The organism is Rhodohalobacter halophilus (assembly GCF_001715195.1).
Classification (GTDB): domain Bacteria; phylum Bacteroidota; class Rhodothermia; order Balneolales; family Balneolaceae; genus Rhodohalobacter; species Rhodohalobacter halophilus.
Genome location: NZ_MDWE01000007.1, coordinates 85,622 through 102,075 on the forward strand (window position 1 = coordinate 85,622; position 16,454 = coordinate 102,075).

Sequence of the window (16,454 nt, forward strand, 5' to 3'; positions counted from 1 at the left end):
TCGATATGGCGAATATAAAAATACTGCTGGCTGACGATCATAAAATTGTCCGTGATGGAATCAAACTGATGCTTGAGCCCCAGGCGGGCGTTGATGTGGTGGATGAGGCTCAGAATGGGAAAGAGGTGCTGGAGAAATTAAAAAAGCACGTGGTGGATATTGTGGTGATGGATATCAACATGCCCGAAATGGATGGAATTACGGCAACGCGAAAAGTAAAAGAGGATTTTCCGGATGTTAAAGTTCTGGCTTTGACCATGAGTAATGACGATCTGCACATTCGGCAGATGATTCAGGCGGGAGCTTCAGGTTACATTATGAAAAGTGCAGGACGGAAAGAGTTACGCGATGCCATTGACTCTATTATGGAGGGTAAGCACTACTTTAGCGACGAGGCTACCGAAAGTATTATGATGGATCTGGTAAAAGGAAAAGGAAAATCCACCGCCCCAGATCCAATCCACATAACTGACAGGGAGAAAGAGATTCTGGAGTTGATTGTTCAGGAGCATACCAACCAGGAGATTGCGGAGAAACTTTACATCAGCTCTCGTACTGTGGATGCCCACCGGCGAAACCTGCTTCAAAAAACAGGAGCCAGAAATACGGCCGGACTTGTGAAGTATGCATTTCAGCACAATTTAATCTCTTCAGGAAAGGACGGTAAATCATAATTTATTTAGGCGTTTTTACGGATGGTTCACTGTTCATTTTAAGCTTATGTACCGATACCGCCTTTGCCATACTCTCAATAGATTGATGTTAAATGAAGTTGGCAAATATAAATATCATCATCGTCGCTGAGGAGACGCCAAGATCGAAGTACTTTCGAGATCTTCTGGTAGCGGAGTTTGACGCAGATCAACCTGTTGATGTTGTCTCTTATGAGGAGATTCTGAGTTCCGATAAAACAAATGAACCGGCACTTTTCATCATTGATTTGATGGATTTTGACCGATCGGCATATGATGCAGTTGAAGAGCTAAAACAGACGTATTCATCATCAAAGATCATAGCGCTGCACATCTATCAATCAGAGGAGTTGGTAAAGCCGTTATTTGAAAGAGGTGCAGATGGCTATATATCAAGTGATCCAACACGCAAGGAATTTTTCGCGGCCGTTACAAAAGTTCTGGACGGCCAAAAATATTTTCCCGATTTGACGGTCTAAGTTATTTACCGTAAGCTAATTTAGAGCTAACTCTACGTTATTTGTGCAGATTAAAAAATAAGTGTTCTACGTCTACCCAAAAGATAGGTTTTATAATAGTTTACACTTCTTTTCGACAGAATAGATTAGCTTGAGGGTAGAGATCAATAGTTTTCAAGACATGGAAAAATTTACAGATGCCATATTTAACGCACTTCCGGGTGCGGCTGCGGTTGTCGATCAAAATGGAGAAATTCTTGTAACAAACCGGAAGTGGGAGGCCGGACTCTATACGCATGGTTATTCCGAAACGCCGGTTACAGGCGGTAACTACTTTACAATCTGTCAAAAAGCAGTTGAAAAAGGGGACGACTACGCCTTAAAAATCATTATCGGGCTTCGTGAACTGTTTGAAGGTGAGAGAGAAAACTTTGAACTTACAATGCCTTGCCCGGAAATTGATGCCCAAAGAGTAAAAGAGTGGTGTAAAGTCACAATATCCCGACTTGAAAGTGATGACTCCAAAGCGTTGATATTTTTTGAGGATGTTACTAAAAACATGGCTGTGGTGAGGGCTCTTAGAGAATCTGAAGAGAGGTATTCACAGCAGTTCCGGCATTCATTGGCTGGTATTTTAATTTCTTCGCCGGATGGTAGAATATTTGATGTAAATCCGGCAGCGTGTCGTATTGTGGGGTATTCGCGGGAAGAGATTATTAAAGGAGGGAGAACGTTACTCTTGAATCCCGAACACCCGAAAAACAAAAAGGCCATCAAGTTTAGAGGTGAAAAGTCCGTATTTGAGGGAGAGATGGTGTTTTTACACAAAACCGGAAAAGAGATTCATGTTGAACTCTCCTCAGTTGTCTATAAAAATGAAGAAGGAGAACTCCGGTCCCTCAATACGTTTCGTGATATCTCAGACCAAAAAGATACCCTGCTGAAATTGAAGCAGGAGAAGGTGTTTACTGAAGCAATTATAAACAGCATACCGGGTACATTTTATGTGATCAACCGGGAAATGAACCTGGTTCGCTATAATGATGTGTTTACGGAAGAACTTGGTTATTCAAAAGAGGAAATTGAGGGTAGCGATGCACTGATCTACTTTCCGGAAGAGGAGCATGAAAAGGTTCGGAATTCATTTTCAGAAGCATTTGAAACAGGGTCGACTCACATTGTTGCAAAAGTAATTTCAAAAAGTGGCGGTGAAAAAGTCTATCACCTAACAGCTAACAAATTTGAAATTGGAGGGGAGGATTACCTTGTTGGAGCAGGGACGGATGTTACCGACATGATGATGATTGAAAAAGAGAAAGACAGGAATTATGAAATGCTGTCTCAGCTTTTTGAGAGCTCTCCCCTTGCCATGGCCATGTTCTCGCCCGATGATAAGACCATCAAAATTAACAACAGCTTTACCGAGCTGTATGGTTTTACCAAATTAGAGGCTGTCGGTGAAAATGTACACGAACTGCTTGTGAGAGATGGGCAGTTAGACAGCGCAGAGGGAATTAGTGACCATGTTTTTTCAGGACAAACCTATACAGAAGAGGTGACCCGAATTACAAAATCGGGTGATGAACTCTCAATTCTGATGAACGCCATTCCAATTATTCACGATCACAAAGTTGTTGCTGCCTATGTGATTTATGTGAATTTGACCGATCAGAAACAGCTTGAGAAGGATCTCCAGAAATCGCTGGGTGAAAAAGAGGTGTTGCTGCAGGAAGTGCACCACAGGGTGAAAAATAATCTGGCAATTATGGCCGGACTGATCGACCTGCAGATTATGGAAGAGCCGGACCCTAATGTTGAAATGAAACTTAACGACATCCGCAGCCGTATTTTCTCCATTGCCAAGATTCACGAAAATCTCTACAGCAGTGAAAATATGGTCAGTATTCGGTTTGATGAATATCTGAGGACTGTGATGGAGGCCCTGCCACAAAAAGGGATTACCGAGTCTGATGAACTTGAGGTTTCGTTAGATACGATTGGTCTGCAGATGAATTTGAACCAGGCGGTTCCATTTGGGCTGGCAGTAAACGAAATGATGAATATCCTCTTTTCAGAAAAGTTAAAGGGGAACAACCTACTGTTAAAACTAGACCGTAAAGATGAGATGATCAGACTCATTTTTGAAGGTGACGCCCTCAATACAAAACTGTTTGATCGGAATGGTCAGTCAGAATCTTTTCCTAGTCTGCTTATCAGCATTTTCCTGTCGCAGATCAAAGGAGAGATGAAAATCGAAAATAATCAGCAGAACCGACTCACTTTGGAGTTTGAGCAGAAGGACGTAAAAGGGTCTAGCAGCTCATTAACATCAACCCAAAGTTCATTATTAAATTAGACGAAACTCAATACGATATATGCGCGTTTTAATTATCGAAGACGATATGATTTTAGCCCTCAGCCTGGAAATTATGCTCAAGAAAATGGGCTATTCAGAGATCAGGAAAGCACACACCGGCGAGAAGGCACTTGAAACGATTGTGGATTTTGAGCCCGATTTAATGCTCGTGGATATATTTCTGGGCACCGGGATTTCCGGAATTGATGTGGTGAAGAAAGTGCAGGAAAGAAAGAAAGTGGATGTAATTTACATAACAGGAAATTCAGATGAATATCATCGAAAACAGGCCGGGGAAACCGACTATTTAAGCTACCTAGTAAAACCGATTACCTATACCGAATTGAAAAAAGTACTCGAAAAAGATAACGCTCAATAAACCCGATATACCGTGGCAGAGACTCCGACCCCAGCAATTGAAAAAAAACGACTGCAAAAACTATACTCATACGATGTGCTCGATACATCGCCGGAGAAGGAGTTTGACGATTTAACAAAATTGGCTGCTGAGATCTGTGAGGCACCTATTGCCCGCGTTAATCTTATTGATAAGGATAGGCAGTGGTCGAAATCGATTTTTGGAATAGACGAAAGCTCCAGGGAAGTTCCAAGGGATATTACGGTGTGCCAATATACTATTCTAAAAGAGCAAACACTTGAAATTCCAAATCTTGCCAAAGACCCACGGTTTAAAAACTTCGACTATGTTCAGCATGAACCTCACCTGAGATACTATTTAGGGGCTCCGTTACTGAGTCCCGATGGATACGCAGTGGGAGCACTCTGTGTTCTGGATTACAAAGAGAGAAAAATGTCGGATAAACAGAGAGGTCAGCTTCAGATTTTGGCAAATGAAGTGGTGGCACGCCTTGAGCTTAGAAAGCAAAATGAGGAGTTAAAAAGGCTCAATGACCATAAACTGAAACTGATGAAGATGCTCAGCCACGATATGCGATCTCCTCTGAACGGGATTATTGGCGTTGGAAGTCTTCTCAGCGAAATTATTGAAGGGGATGAAGAACAAGAGATGCTCAGCTTAATGGAGCAAAGTGCCATTCAGCTGAATCAGATGATTGATGAGATTTTGAGTTTCTCCCTGATTGAATCGGAAGGATTTACTCTAAACAGGTCAGAAGTTAATCCGGTTCAGATGACCGATTCAATGAAGCGGCTCTATGTGCCGGTTTCGAGGTCGAAAGGGGTTGATTTGAAGATGGAGGTCGAATCTGATCGGAATGTGTACATCGATAAAGAGAAGTTTGAGCAGGTTTATGGCAACCTTCTATCCAACGCCATCAAATTTACAAAACCGGGCGGTGAGGTTAGCAGCAAGATCTCCATCGACGGTAACAGGCTTCTGTTAAGGGTTGAGGATAGTGGCGTGGGCATGGATGACGTGACTGTGACTCAGCTCTTTTCGAATGGCGAATCCTCTCATGAAGTAGGAACCTCCGGTGAAAAAAGTACCGGATTGGGTTTGGCGATCGTTAAATATTTTGTGGATCTTCACAACGGATCGATTGATGTGACCAGCTCCAAAGGAGAGGGTACACGGTTTACAATATCGATCCCAATAAATGAAGATGAATAAAAATTGGTGCATTGAGTAACTCAGACAATTCCATCAACAAAAAGAGTGTTTTCTCCAAAGCCAAGGCGCTGCTTGACAAGCAGAACCTGATCATCACCGATTCCGATCGCGAGCGTCCCTGGGGCGGTTTCTATGTTATTCATGAAGATCAGGCTGAAGCGTTTATAGAGGAGTTTTTCCCGGGGCTGAATCTGAAAGATTTTGCTCAGTTTGATAAGCTGAGTCCGAAATTGCTGATGGTTGCACCTCAAAAGAGACTGAGCTGGCAGTATCACCATCGCCGTTCTGAAATTTGGCGTGTAATTGACGGTGAGGCAGGCGTTGTTGTCAGCGAAACAGACGAGCAAACACCAATGCGGATTCTCAAAACCGGTGATACAATTCGCTTAAAGCAGGGTGAGCGTCACCGACTGGTTGGGTTAGATGACTGGGCAATCATTGCTGAAATCTGGCAGCACACGGATGCTGATAATCCATCCGATGAACAGGATATTGTACGCCTGGAAGACGATTTCGGCAGATAAGCGCTACTTTAGCTAATCGATACATCGTTTAAAGATGATTGTTTAGAGAGTCCATTTTCCTTTCCTTACAAAGAGATTACTCCCTTTTTACAGACGATTTATTATGAGGATTCCTGCAATAATACTTTACACGGCTCTTTTGTTGCTGTTTATGAGCTTCTCTTCTCCGGATGATGGCTATGCTCAGGTTGGGATTGGCGGTGGATTGGATATTCGAAGTGAAGAGCTAACAAACGGGTATGGAGTTCGGCTTGAGTACACATTTTTTAAACTGCCGCCGATTGCAGATTTTCGGTTTCGACTTCACGGAAGTTACTTCTATGAAGAGAGTGCAATTCAATCCGAAGTAAACGGCCTCAGGTCAACCGTCACGCAAAGCAGTTCAGCCTTTGATGTAGGGGTGGCAGTGTTGGCGGGTGTCAATATAGGGATGATAGGCCCATACGCCGGAGTAGGGTTGGGCGTAGATAGCTCCGAAATAAATCCAAGGCAGGGAATTACGCAATACAGCCGTATCAAAGAAGAAAATATCTTCTGGAACGTTCTCTTTGGAGCGGAGCTGGAGATGATTCCCTATGTAAAACCCTTCTTTGAATATCGCTTTATGCACCTGTTTCAAACCGGAAACATTGACTTTAAAGAGAGTGAGAGGCTGTCTTTGGGAGTTGTTTTTCGCTTTTGACGTGATTGTAAAACGAAATAATCTGTTTTAATAATTTGTGTATTTTGAATGATGAACTGTTTTATAATCTCCAATGTTTATCGTTAACATAACTGAAGTAGTGTAACCGTTTATGGCAAAAGTGGATACAGATATCCGCGAGCAGATTGATATGTTCGAACTTGAGAAGCAGCAGCAAGCTGTGCTGACTGAGCTGCTTGAGCTGTGCCGTGCCTCACTGGATGAGGTGGATGAAGATCATATCACAAAAGCGTTTAAGCTCTGTTGTCTTTCACATGAGGGTGTGCAGCGGGCATCCGGTGAGCCCTACTATCTCCATCCGGTTGAGGTTGCCAAAATTATGGCCGGAGATTTTAACATTGATGATGAATCAGTGATTGCCGCTCTTTTGCACGATACGGTTGAAGATACCTCCGTAACACTCGATCAGGCTGAAGAAGTTTTTGGCCCGGTGGTTCGGCATTTAATTGACGGTGTGACCAAAATATCCGGTGTGTTTGAAAGCCGGGATACGAAACAGGCCGAGACTTTTATGAAGCTGATCCTCTCAATGGCGGAGGATATTCGTGTGGTGCTGATTAAATTTGCAGACCGGCTGCACAATATGCGAACGATATCGGCCCTTCCCCGGCAGAAACAGCTAAAAAAAGCCACAGAAACGATGGAGCTCTACGCTCCCCTGGCTCACCGGTTTGGACTGTTCAAGATCAAGAATGAGTTTGAAGACCTTTGCTTTAAAGTAATCGACCCGAACTCCTATAAGTTTATTGTTCGGAAGCTTCGCGAGAAGAAGAAGGCGAGGGAGGAATTTATTAATCAGTTTATGCAGCCAATCCAAGAGGAGCTGAAGGAACTGAGTTTTAAGTTTGAGATTAAAGGGCGGCCTAAACATATCTACTCCATTTACAGAAAAATGCAGCGTCAACAGAAGCCGTTTGAGGAGATTTATGACCTTTTTGCCATTCGAATTATTCTGGAAGACCCTCACAAAAAAGAGGATTGCTGGAGGGTCTACTCGATTATTACCGACAAATACACGCCTATTCCGAAACGGTTTCGCGATTTTATCTCCGTACCTAAAGCAAACGGATATCAATCACTCCATACAACGGTAATTACCAAACAGGGCCGGAAAGTTGAGGTTCAGATCCGTACCCGAAAAATGGATGATATAGCAGAGCACGGTGTGGCAGCACACTGGAAATATAAAGAGGGGAAAAGTGGGGGCAGCGATACGCTGGATAAATTTGTTCACTGGGTGCGAGATGTACTCGACAGCCCGCGCCCGGATGCAGCAACGGAGTTTGTGAAAGATTTTCAATTGAACCTCTACCAGGATGAGATTTATGTATTTACCCCTCAGGGCGAGCTGAAAACATTGCCGAAGGGTGCTTCCTGTATCGACTTTGCGTTTGAAATTCATAGTGAGATCGGCGAGCGTGCTGTGGCGGCTAAAGTAAATGGGAAGATGGTTCCGCTCCGGCAAAAACTGCACAGCGGTGACCAGGTTGAAATTATCACCGGTAATAAAATAAATCTCAATGCAGACTGGATAGAGGATGTTGTAACACACAAGGCAAAAGCCCGTCTGCGGCAGTTTATCAAGCAGAAAGAGCTGAAAGTTGCCGATGAGGGTCGGGAGCTTTGGGAGAAAAAATCTTCGAAAGGAAAGTTTGAGGTCTCCGATCAGGAGCTGATGAAGGTTGCGCACCGGTTTAAGTTTGAGAACACCCAGGAGATGTTTTATGAGATTGGGGCCGGCGCTTTCGATGTCAACAAACTTTACAAGGTAGTTAAAGAGCTGAAGAGCAAAGGCCGGTTTGACACTGAGGAGCAGGACGATAAAGTCTCCGGTGATGATATTCAGGAAAAATATATTTCTACGGCCAGGGCTGTCGGAGACACGAAAGCACTGCTTGTTGAGGGCGAGTTGAGTGGGGTTAAATACTCCTACGCCAACTGCTGTAACCCGATTCCGGGTGATGAAGTCATCGGTTTTATAAGCAGGGATGGGGATGTGAAGGTGCACCGGTCGAACTGTAAAAATGCCCACCATCTGATCCGTACCGACGGCGAGCGTATTATTGATGTGAGCTGGGCGAAAAACATCGAGTCTCAATTCCTGGGTGCTGTGAAAGTGATTGGAGAAGATCGTGTGGGTCTGGTAAATGATATTACGGAGGTTCTTTCCAAGTCGCTGAAGACAAATATGAAGAGTATAAATGTAAGCAGCGAGGGTGGAATGTTTGAGGGAATTCTCACGCTCTATATAAGCGACCTGAAACACCTTGAAGAGATTATCAACCGGCTGGAGCGTATAGAGGGTGTTAAAAACGTATTGCGTTACGAGTAAAGTGCTTAGCCGGGCTGCCGTATAGGCGTTTTTACTTATATAAATTTGTTTGATTCACCTATTTTTATTTTCAAATCTTTTATTAATAATTGCTTGTAGATAGAATGCATTAATTTAGATGTGTTTGGAGTGAAAACCATAAAATCAAAAACAAGAAGATGGTGACTTATACAAAACGTGATATCGTGCGAACAGTAGCAGACCAAATGGACGTACCGCTCAATCAGTCCGAGCCATGGGTAGATGCTGTTATTGATGCTCTTCGAAGTAAAATGCTTGCTGCAGACCCAACTTGCAGAATTGAACTGCGGGATTTTGGTGTATTCGAAGTGAAAGAGACAAAAGCCAAACCAAAGGCTCGTAATCCCAAGACCAATGAAGTTATCTATGTGCCTGCTCACCGAAAAACTCATTTCAAACCAAGTAAACGTTTGAAGAAGTTTTTGAAGCAGCCGCTTGAGGAAGTGAAGAAGAAAAGCAACAAAAAGTAACTTTTGGCTGAATTTGGCAGAATCCTCGGGGTTGACGTTGGCGGGAAGCGAGTTGGCCTTGCGCGAACCGATCTTTTAAGAACGGCCGCAAACCCTGTTGGTACGTTTTCGCCCGAGGAATCTTTTATCGAAGTTGAACGACAAATCAGAGAGGAAGGCCCCTACAAGGCAATTGTTGTTGGCTGGCCGCTCACCCCGGACGGGGACCCCACCAATGCTACCCCGCTTGCCGAGGATTATTTTCGGCACCTTCAAAAGAAATATAAACAGCTCTCCGTTCATAAAATGGACGAGCGCTTTTCATCAAAGCGGGCAATGGAAGCGATGCGCAACTCCGGAGTATCCAAAAAACGAAGAGAGGAGAAAGGCAGGTTGGATCAGGCTGCGGCAGCCCTTATTTTACAACAGTTTTTAGAAGCGCACCCAGAAATTTAGATATATGTCCGTACTACCTATTGTAACCTATAACGACCCGGTTTTAAAACAGAAAACCCAACCCATTGATGAGAATTCCCCAGAGTTGCAGAAGCTGATCGATGATATGTTCGATACGATGTACAACTCGAGCGGGGTGGGACTTGCTGCTCCACAAATCGGTAAGCTGATTCAGCTTTTTGTGATGGATGCCGATGCGGTCACAGAAGAAATGGAAGGTGAAAAAAGTTTAGGTCCGCTGGTTCTGATCAATCCCGAAATTGTAGAAACAGCCGGTGACAAAGTGAAAATGGAGGAGGGGTGCTTGAGTATACCGGATGTTCGGGATGATGTGGTACGCCCTGAAAAAGTGAAGATCGACTATCTGGATCGGAATTTTGAGAAGAAAACGCTGGAAGCGGATGGCTGGGTTTCGAGAGTAATTCAGCACGAGTATGACCACCTTCAGGGAGTTCTGTTTCTGGACTACCTTAGTGCGTTCAGGAGACGGCTCCATAAATCTTTACTGAAAAAGATTGACAAAGGAACGCTGAAAGTTGAATATCCCGTGGTTCCAAAAGGTTGAGTTGATTCGTTATGAAAACGTTGAGGATTGTTTTTATGGGCTCGCCGGATTTTGCGATCCCATCTCTTGAGGCGATTCACCAATCCGGTCATGAAATTGTGGCGGTTGCCAGCAACCCCGATAAGCGCAGGGGGCGTGGCGGCAAGCCTCGTCCAACGGTGGTTAAAAAACGGGCCATGGAGCTGGGTTATCCAACGATTGATGTGGAAACCCCCAAAAGCCCGGAGTTTTCTGCACAGCTTAAAGAGCTCAAGCCGGACCTTCTTGTGGTAGTTGCTTTCAGGATTCTCCCGCCGGAGGTACTCGAGATACCGGCCATCGGTTCAATTAACCTGCACGCTTCACTTCTTCCCAAATATCGCGGAGCTGCACCGATACACTGGGCGATTATCAACGGAGAGAAGGAGACCGGATGCACGGTATTTTTCCTGAATGAAAAGGTAGATACGGGTAAGATCATCAAACAGGCAAAAACGGATATTGGGCCGATGGAGACTACAGGTGATCTGTATGAAAGGTTGAAAACAGAGGGAGCAACACTTCTGACTGAATCCATTGATGAGATTGCCGCCGGTGAACTTGAGCTTCAGGAGCAGAACGACTCCGAAGCAACTCCGGCACCCAAACTTTATAATGAGAATACAAAAGTAGACTTCAATCAGCCGGTTCAAAAAGTACACAATTTGATCAGGGGGCTGAATCCTTTTCCGGTTGCATGGTGCGAATACGGGGATAAAAAGTTAAACCTCTATCGATCCAAGCCCGGCGCCGAGACATTAAACGCCAATCCGGGCCAATTTGTTGAGGAGGATGACAAACTGTTTGTTCAGTGCAGCGACGGATTGCTGGAACTCACGGAACTTCAACTGCCGGGTACGAAACGACTGAGCGGGATTGAGTTTAAAAACGGTTACGATACCACGGTAGTTTTAACCTGAACGTTGAGGTGGGAATAAAATCTGGCCGGAACAGTAAAAACTGTTGCTTTAATTCGATTAATTTGAGATATACCCTTCAGAAATTATCGGGACATAATATTTTCAGAAAATCACATTTTTAATTCAATCTATACGTCATTATGGAGCTTTCGCCACTTTTAGAAGCCGCAAAAAATGGAAAATTGGAACAGGTGCAGTCCCTTCACGAAAAAGGAGCTGATCTTAATGAAACCCATAAAAATGGGAGTACGGCTTTGATCTATGCAGCCGAAGGTGGCCACATGGATGTTGTTAAATATCTGATAGAGAATGGTGCGGACCCGGCTGTTCAGACCAAAATGGGAGGAACGGCACTGAACCGGGCGGCAGAAAACGGCCGCATCGACATGATGAAATACCTGCTTGAAAACGGAACTCCGATTGGAGATCTGGCACTGATTGTTGCATCACGTGAAGGGAACCTGAAGGCGGTGAAACTGCTGATTGAGAAGGGAGCGAATGTAAATGCTCAGCAACGATGGGGGCAAACCGCACTGATGCTCGCTGCGAGAGAAGGGAATGCGGACGTGGTAAAACTTCTGATAGACAGCGGTGCAAATGTTCGATTGAAAGACAAAAATGGGGATACAGCTCTCAACATAGCTTTGGATAATGACAACGCGGATATTGCCATGCAGCTTCGGCGCGCAGGTGCAAAAGCTCATGTTAAGAAAGTTGCCCCGGCGATTGAGGAGGACGAGGATGACGATACAGATGTTGAGGATGTGGACGATCTGATCTCCGGCGACGATGAGGACATCCCGGATGACGTTGACCTGGATGAGTAAGTCAATGGTATCAACTTAAGGGTATTTAACCATTAGCTCCGGCCATAAACCGGAGCTTTTTTTATGCGGCCACTGAACCATATAAAATGGAAAAAGCGCTACCACTCCAAATGATTGGAATTTAAGTGTGTAACTTTGATGAATTAATGGATTGAGTGAATCCAAACCGTTATTTTATTGTTAGAAACAGTGAAAACTGCGCATTTAATTAAAATTGAAAAGGAGCAAATTTTTATGGCTAAAGTAAAAGTTGGAATTAACGGATTTGGACGCATTGGCCGGCTTGTAATGCGATCTATCCTGAAGTATCAGAGTGACGATGTTGAAGTAGTTGGTATTAACGATTTGACCGATACCAAAACTCTTGCACATCTGTTTAAGTATGATTCAGTGCACGGGAAATTTGACGGCGATGTACATGCAGATGGCAATAACCTGGTGATTAATGGAAGTAAAATTGGTGTAACGGCCGAACGCGACCCTGCGAATCTGAAATGGGGAGAAAGAGGCGCTGAAGTAATTGTTGAGTCAACAGGTATTTTCCGCGATGATAAAGGAGCTTCCAAACATATTGAAGCGGGTGCTAAAAAAGTGATTATTTCTGCACCGGGTAAAGGAGATTTACAGACTATCGTTATTGGTGTGAATGACAATGAACTGGATAAGAGCCGAACGGTATACTCCAACGCGAGCTGTACCACAAACTGCCTTGCACCAATGGTAAAAGTTCTTGACGAAGCATTTGGTGTTGAGAAGGGATTTATGACAACCATTCACGCATACACAGGCGATCAGCAAATTGTTGACGGCCCGCACAAAGATCTTCGCAGAGCACGTGCTGCCGCTGCCAACATTGTACCGACTACAACCGGAGCTGCTGCAGCTGTTGGGCTTGTTCTGCCACACCTAGACGGTAAACTGGACGGAATGGCTGTTCGGGTTCCGGTGCCAGACGGATCACTGACCGACTTTACCGCGGTTGTGAGTAAAGATGTTACCGAAGAGCAGGTGCAGGAAGCGTTTAAGAAAGCTGCCGAAGGCGAATTGAACGGAGTACTTGAATTTAGTGATGAACCTCTGGTATCTACCGATATTATTGGGAATCCACACTCCTGCATTTACGACAGCTTGTCTACGAAAGTAGACGGCAAGCTGGTGAAAATCGTTGGCTGGTACGATAACGAGGCCGGATATTCCGCAAGAACTGCTGAGCTGATTACAAAAATTGTATAAGCTGAAGCAGCCTGACAGGCAATGAAACAGATGAAAGCCCGTATGTAAAAAGTGCGGGCTTTTTTTTAAATCTCCGACGGGAGGATATTTTTAAAAATTTTATTTAAACCATTTAGCTATGAAAAAAATATCGGCTATATCATCAATTCTGATTCTATTTTTCTCTATTACGACACTTGTTGCACAACCGGTTGCGATAGATCGCGTTGAACCCGACAACTGGTGGATTGGCTTTCAGGAGCCGGACGTGCAGCTACTTGTTTACGGTGAGGGAATTCAGTCGGCCACTCCTTCCGTCGACTACCCGGGTGTTACCATTGAACGAGTAACACTGGTTGAAAATCCAAACTACCAGTTTGTAACTCTTCGGATTCATGAAGAGGCCAAAGCCGGTACTGTTGAACTGACATTTGAGCGTGGTGAACACTCTGCAACTGTTCCTTATGAATTGAGGGAGCGGAGTTCAGACTCAAACCGAAATCAAGGATTTGATTCAACAGACTTGATCTACCTTCTGATGCCCGACCGTTTTGCCAATGGCAACCCTGAGAATGATAATATTTCCGGAATGCTGGAAGGTGTGGATCGGTCCAATCCAAATGCACGCCACGGCGGGGACATTCAGGGAATTATTGACAACCTGAACTATATCAAAGATCTGGGAATGACCGCGGTTTGGTTCACCCCGATCCTGGAGAATGATATGCCGCCAGAGTATGGGGCGTATCACGGTTATGCAGCTACGGATCTGTATCGCGTTGATCGGCGATTCGGAACCAATGAAAAATATCTCGAGCTAATCGACAAAGCCCATGACATGGGACTAAAAGTGATCATGGATATGATTCACAACCACGTTGGAACGGAGCACTGGTTTATCAAAGATCAGCCCACATCAGACTGGGTGCACGACCTTGAAGAGGTGGGAACTACCAATTATAGAGCGTCTACCGTAATGGATCCATATGCATCCGATTACGATTACGACGCCATGGTGAAAGGGTGGTTTGTTGTGGATATGCCCGACATGGATCAGCGGAATGAGCTGGTTGCAAACTACCTGATCCAAAATACACTCTGGTGGATTGAATACTCCGGTATTGACGGAATTCGAATGGATACGCATCCATACCCGTACAAAGAGTATATGGCTGAGTGGAGCCGACGCGTGCTCGAGGAGTTTCCCGATTTTAATATGGTGGGAGAAGCGTGGATGTCCAACTCCCCGTCAACGGCCTACTGGCAGACAGGTTTTCCAAGCTCAGACGGCTATGAGAGCTATCTGCCAAGTGTGACCGATTTCCCCCTCTATGATGCGATTGCATCTGGTCTGAATGAAGACATCGCGTGGGATCGCGGAATCTACAGACTTTACGATATTCTGAGCCAGGATTTTCTTTTCCCTGATCCAAATATGAATGTGATTTTTCCCGGAAACCACGATCTGGACCGTATCTTCACTGTGGTGGGCGAAGATTACGGAAAGTTCAAAATTGCGCTCAGTTTTGTACTCACCACACGCGGAATTCCGCAACTCTACTACGGTGATGAAATCCTGATGACCGGTGGTGGTCCGGATGGCCTGAAACGGAAAGATTTCCCCGGCGGATGGGAAGAGGACCCCATTGATGCATTTACTCCCGAAGGTCGAAAAGAACTGGCCGAGGAGACAGGATTCCCGGTTGTGGAAGCTCATGACTTCTTAACGCGCGTGGCAACCTGGCGCCAGGACAAAGATGTAATCCACAACGGTAACCTGACTCACTTCATCCCGGAAAATAATGTGTACGTCTATTTCCGCCACAATCATGATGAAAAGGTGATGGTTGTTCTGAACGCGAACGAAGAAACTCAGGAACTGGATATGAGCCGTTTCTCAGAACTTCTGAATGGAACCAATTCCGCCTATGATGTAGTAAGTGATCAAAATGTTCAGATCGGGGAGGTACTTGAAGTAGCCGGTTTGGATGCAATGATCCTTGAGCTTGAGTAAGGCGACGTAAGTTCGACATAAGAAACATAGAGATAATTCTCCCCTCCTTGCGCAGGAGGGGAATTTTCATTTCGAATTTCTACCCCAAAGCCTGCTGCACATCCCGGATGATATCATCGACGTGTTCCAGGCCAACAGCAATTCGTATGAGTCCCGGAGTGATACCAACAGCCTCGCGTTCTTCTTCCGTTAGTTTAGAGTGTGTGGTAGATGCAGGGTGAGTAACAATGGTTCTTGTATCTCCGAGGTTGGCTGAACGAGAGAGAAGTTTAATCCGATCAATGAATGACTTAGCTTTCTCAAATCCCCCGGCAATTTCAAAACAAACCACTCCGCCGCCACGCTTCATCTGCTTTTTTGCAAGCTCAAATTGAGGGTGATCTTTGTGGTGCGGATACTTCACAAAATTTACATTTTTGTGATCACCCAGAAATTTAGCCAGTTTCTCTGCATTATCGCAATGCCGATCCATACGAACAGAGAGAGTTTCCAGGCTTTTACTGAAAAGCCAAGCGTTAAACGGTGACATCGAAGGACCAGTATGGCGCGCAAAAAACTGAATTTTCTCCATAGGCTCTTCTGAACCGACAATAATACCGCCGATGGCACGTCCTTGCCCGTCAATGAACTTAGTGGCAGAATGTGTGACGATATCGGCGCCATGCTCCATTGGCCGCTGCAGGTAGGGTGTGGCAAAGCAGTTATCAACCACGTAGATCAGGTTGTGTGCTTTGGCGAGTGTACCCGCCCAGTTCAGATCGATCAGGTCGAGACCCGGATTGGAGGGAGTTTCAAGGAACAGCACTTTTGTGTTGGGCCGGATCAGAGATTCCCAGCTTTCCAGCTTGTTCGTATCGGCGTAGGTGAAACTGATTCCCCAGCGCGGTAATATCTGGCTGAGTATCTGGTGTGATGACCCGAACAGAGATCGGGAAGCCAAGATATGGTCACCTTGATTAAGCAGCCCCGCGAGTGTTGTAAAAATCCCTGCCATCCCTGATGCTGTTGCCACACCCGCTTCTGTACCCTCCAGCCGACACACTTTGGTGATGAACTCGTCCGTATTCGGATTGGAATACCGGCTGTAGATATTTCCTTCCATCTCGCTGGCAAATATGGCTCGTGCATGCTCGGCCGATTCAAACGTGAAACTGGATGTCATGTAGAGAGGATAGGAGTGCTCGCACTGGTCCGATGATGGCGTTTGAGTACGGATGGCATCCGTTTCGAAATGTCTGTTTTTGGGCATCATTGTTTGGTATTGGCTATCGGATATTAAGTAGTAAAGTATTAGAAGACAGGCCTCAAATCTCAGG

16 protein-coding genes are annotated in these 16,454 nt (G+C 45.0%); 15 read left to right on the forward strand and 1 reads right to left on the reverse strand.

Going from position 1 to position 16,454, the window contains the following annotated elements; genetic code table 11:
- The first annotated feature begins 5 nt into the window (after positions 1–5).
- The 15 genes from BG260_RS02885 (at position 6) to BG260_RS02955 (ending at position 15,138) form a co-directional block, all read left to right on the forward strand.
- A complete protein-coding gene (locus tag BG260_RS02885; RefSeq protein WP_069130445.1) occupies positions 6–674 on the forward strand; it encodes a response regulator transcription factor in 669 nt (222 codons plus the stop codon).
- 92 nt (positions 675–766) lie between these two features.
- Positions 767–1,171 carry a response regulator gene (locus BG260_RS02890; protein WP_069130446.1) on the forward strand — a complete coding sequence of 135 codons (405 nt, stop codon included), beginning with the start codon at positions 767–769 and terminating at the stop codon, positions 1,169–1,171.
- 160 nt (positions 1,172–1,331) lie between these two features.
- Positions 1,332–3,506, forward strand: coding sequence for a PAS domain-containing sensor histidine kinase (locus BG260_RS02895; protein ID WP_069130447.1), 2,175 nt, complete (start codon positions 1,332–1,334; stop codon positions 3,504–3,506).
- Between the two features lie 19 nt (positions 3,507–3,525).
- Complete coding sequence (locus tag BG260_RS02900; RefSeq protein WP_069130448.1) at positions 3,526–3,885, forward strand: response regulator; 360 nt, start codon at positions 3,526–3,528, stop codon at positions 3,883–3,885.
- Positions 3,886–3,897: 12 nt separating this feature from the next.
- Positions 3,898–5,097, forward strand: a complete 1,200-nt coding sequence (locus BG260_RS02905; protein ID WP_069130449.1) for a GAF domain-containing sensor histidine kinase — start codon at positions 3,898–3,900, stop codon at positions 5,095–5,097.
- A gap of 11 nt (positions 5,098–5,108) precedes the next feature.
- Complete coding sequence (locus tag BG260_RS02910; RefSeq protein WP_083750064.1) at positions 5,109–5,621, forward strand: cupin domain-containing protein; 513 nt, start codon at positions 5,109–5,111, stop codon at positions 5,619–5,621.
- 103 nt (positions 5,622–5,724) lie between these two features.
- Complete coding sequence (locus tag BG260_RS02915) at positions 5,725–6,303, forward strand: outer membrane beta-barrel protein (protein ID WP_083750065.1); 579 nt, start codon at positions 5,725–5,727, stop codon at positions 6,301–6,303.
- Positions 6,304–6,415: 112 nt separating this feature from the next.
- The gene (locus BG260_RS02920) at positions 6,416–8,656 is read left to right on the forward strand and encodes a RelA/SpoT family protein (RefSeq protein ID WP_069130451.1); all 2,241 of its coding nucleotides are present in this window, start codon (positions 6,416–6,418) and stop codon (positions 8,654–8,656) included.
- Positions 8,657–8,814: 158 nt separating this feature from the next.
- Positions 8,815–9,147, forward strand: coding sequence for an HU family DNA-binding protein (locus tag BG260_RS02925; RefSeq protein WP_069130452.1), 333 nt, complete (start codon positions 8,815–8,817; stop codon positions 9,145–9,147).
- A 3-nt stretch (positions 9,148–9,150) separates the two neighbouring features.
- Positions 9,151–9,582, forward strand: coding sequence for a Holliday junction resolvase RuvX (ruvX, locus tag BG260_RS02930; protein ID WP_069130453.1), 432 nt, complete (start codon positions 9,151–9,153; stop codon positions 9,580–9,582).
- Positions 9,583–9,586: 4 nt separating this feature from the next.
- Entirely contained in the window at positions 9,587–10,147 is a 561-nt protein-coding gene (gene def / locus BG260_RS02935) for a peptide deformylase (protein ID WP_069130454.1), read from the forward strand.
- An 11-nt stretch (positions 10,148–10,158) separates the two neighbouring features.
- Entirely contained in the window at positions 10,159–11,085 is a 927-nt protein-coding gene (gene fmt / locus BG260_RS02940) for a methionyl-tRNA formyltransferase (RefSeq protein WP_069130455.1), read from the forward strand.
- A 140-nt stretch (positions 11,086–11,225) separates the two neighbouring features.
- On the forward strand, positions 11,226–11,912 hold the full coding sequence (locus BG260_RS02945) for an ankyrin repeat domain-containing protein (RefSeq protein ID WP_069130456.1): 687 nt from the start codon (positions 11,226–11,228) through the stop codon (positions 11,910–11,912).
- Positions 11,913–12,146: 234 nt separating this feature from the next.
- Positions 12,147–13,145, forward strand: coding sequence for a type I glyceraldehyde-3-phosphate dehydrogenase (gene gap / locus BG260_RS02950; protein WP_069130490.1), 999 nt, complete (start codon positions 12,147–12,149; stop codon positions 13,143–13,145).
- Between the two features lie 118 nt (positions 13,146–13,263).
- Positions 13,264–15,138 (forward strand): glycoside hydrolase family 13 protein, encoded by a 1,875-nt coding sequence (locus tag BG260_RS02955; protein WP_069130457.1) that lies wholly within the window; start codon positions 13,264–13,266, stop codon positions 15,136–15,138.
- A 79-nt stretch (positions 15,139–15,217) separates the two neighbouring features.
- On the opposite strand, the gene BG260_RS02960 is transcribed toward BG260_RS02955, so the two are convergent.
- The gene (locus BG260_RS02960) at positions 15,218–16,390 is read right to left on the reverse strand and encodes a trans-sulfuration enzyme family protein (RefSeq protein ID WP_245683881.1); all 1,173 of its coding nucleotides are present in this window, start codon (positions 16,388–16,390) and stop codon (positions 15,218–15,220) included.
- Between the last annotated feature and the right edge of the window lie 64 nt (positions 16,391–16,454).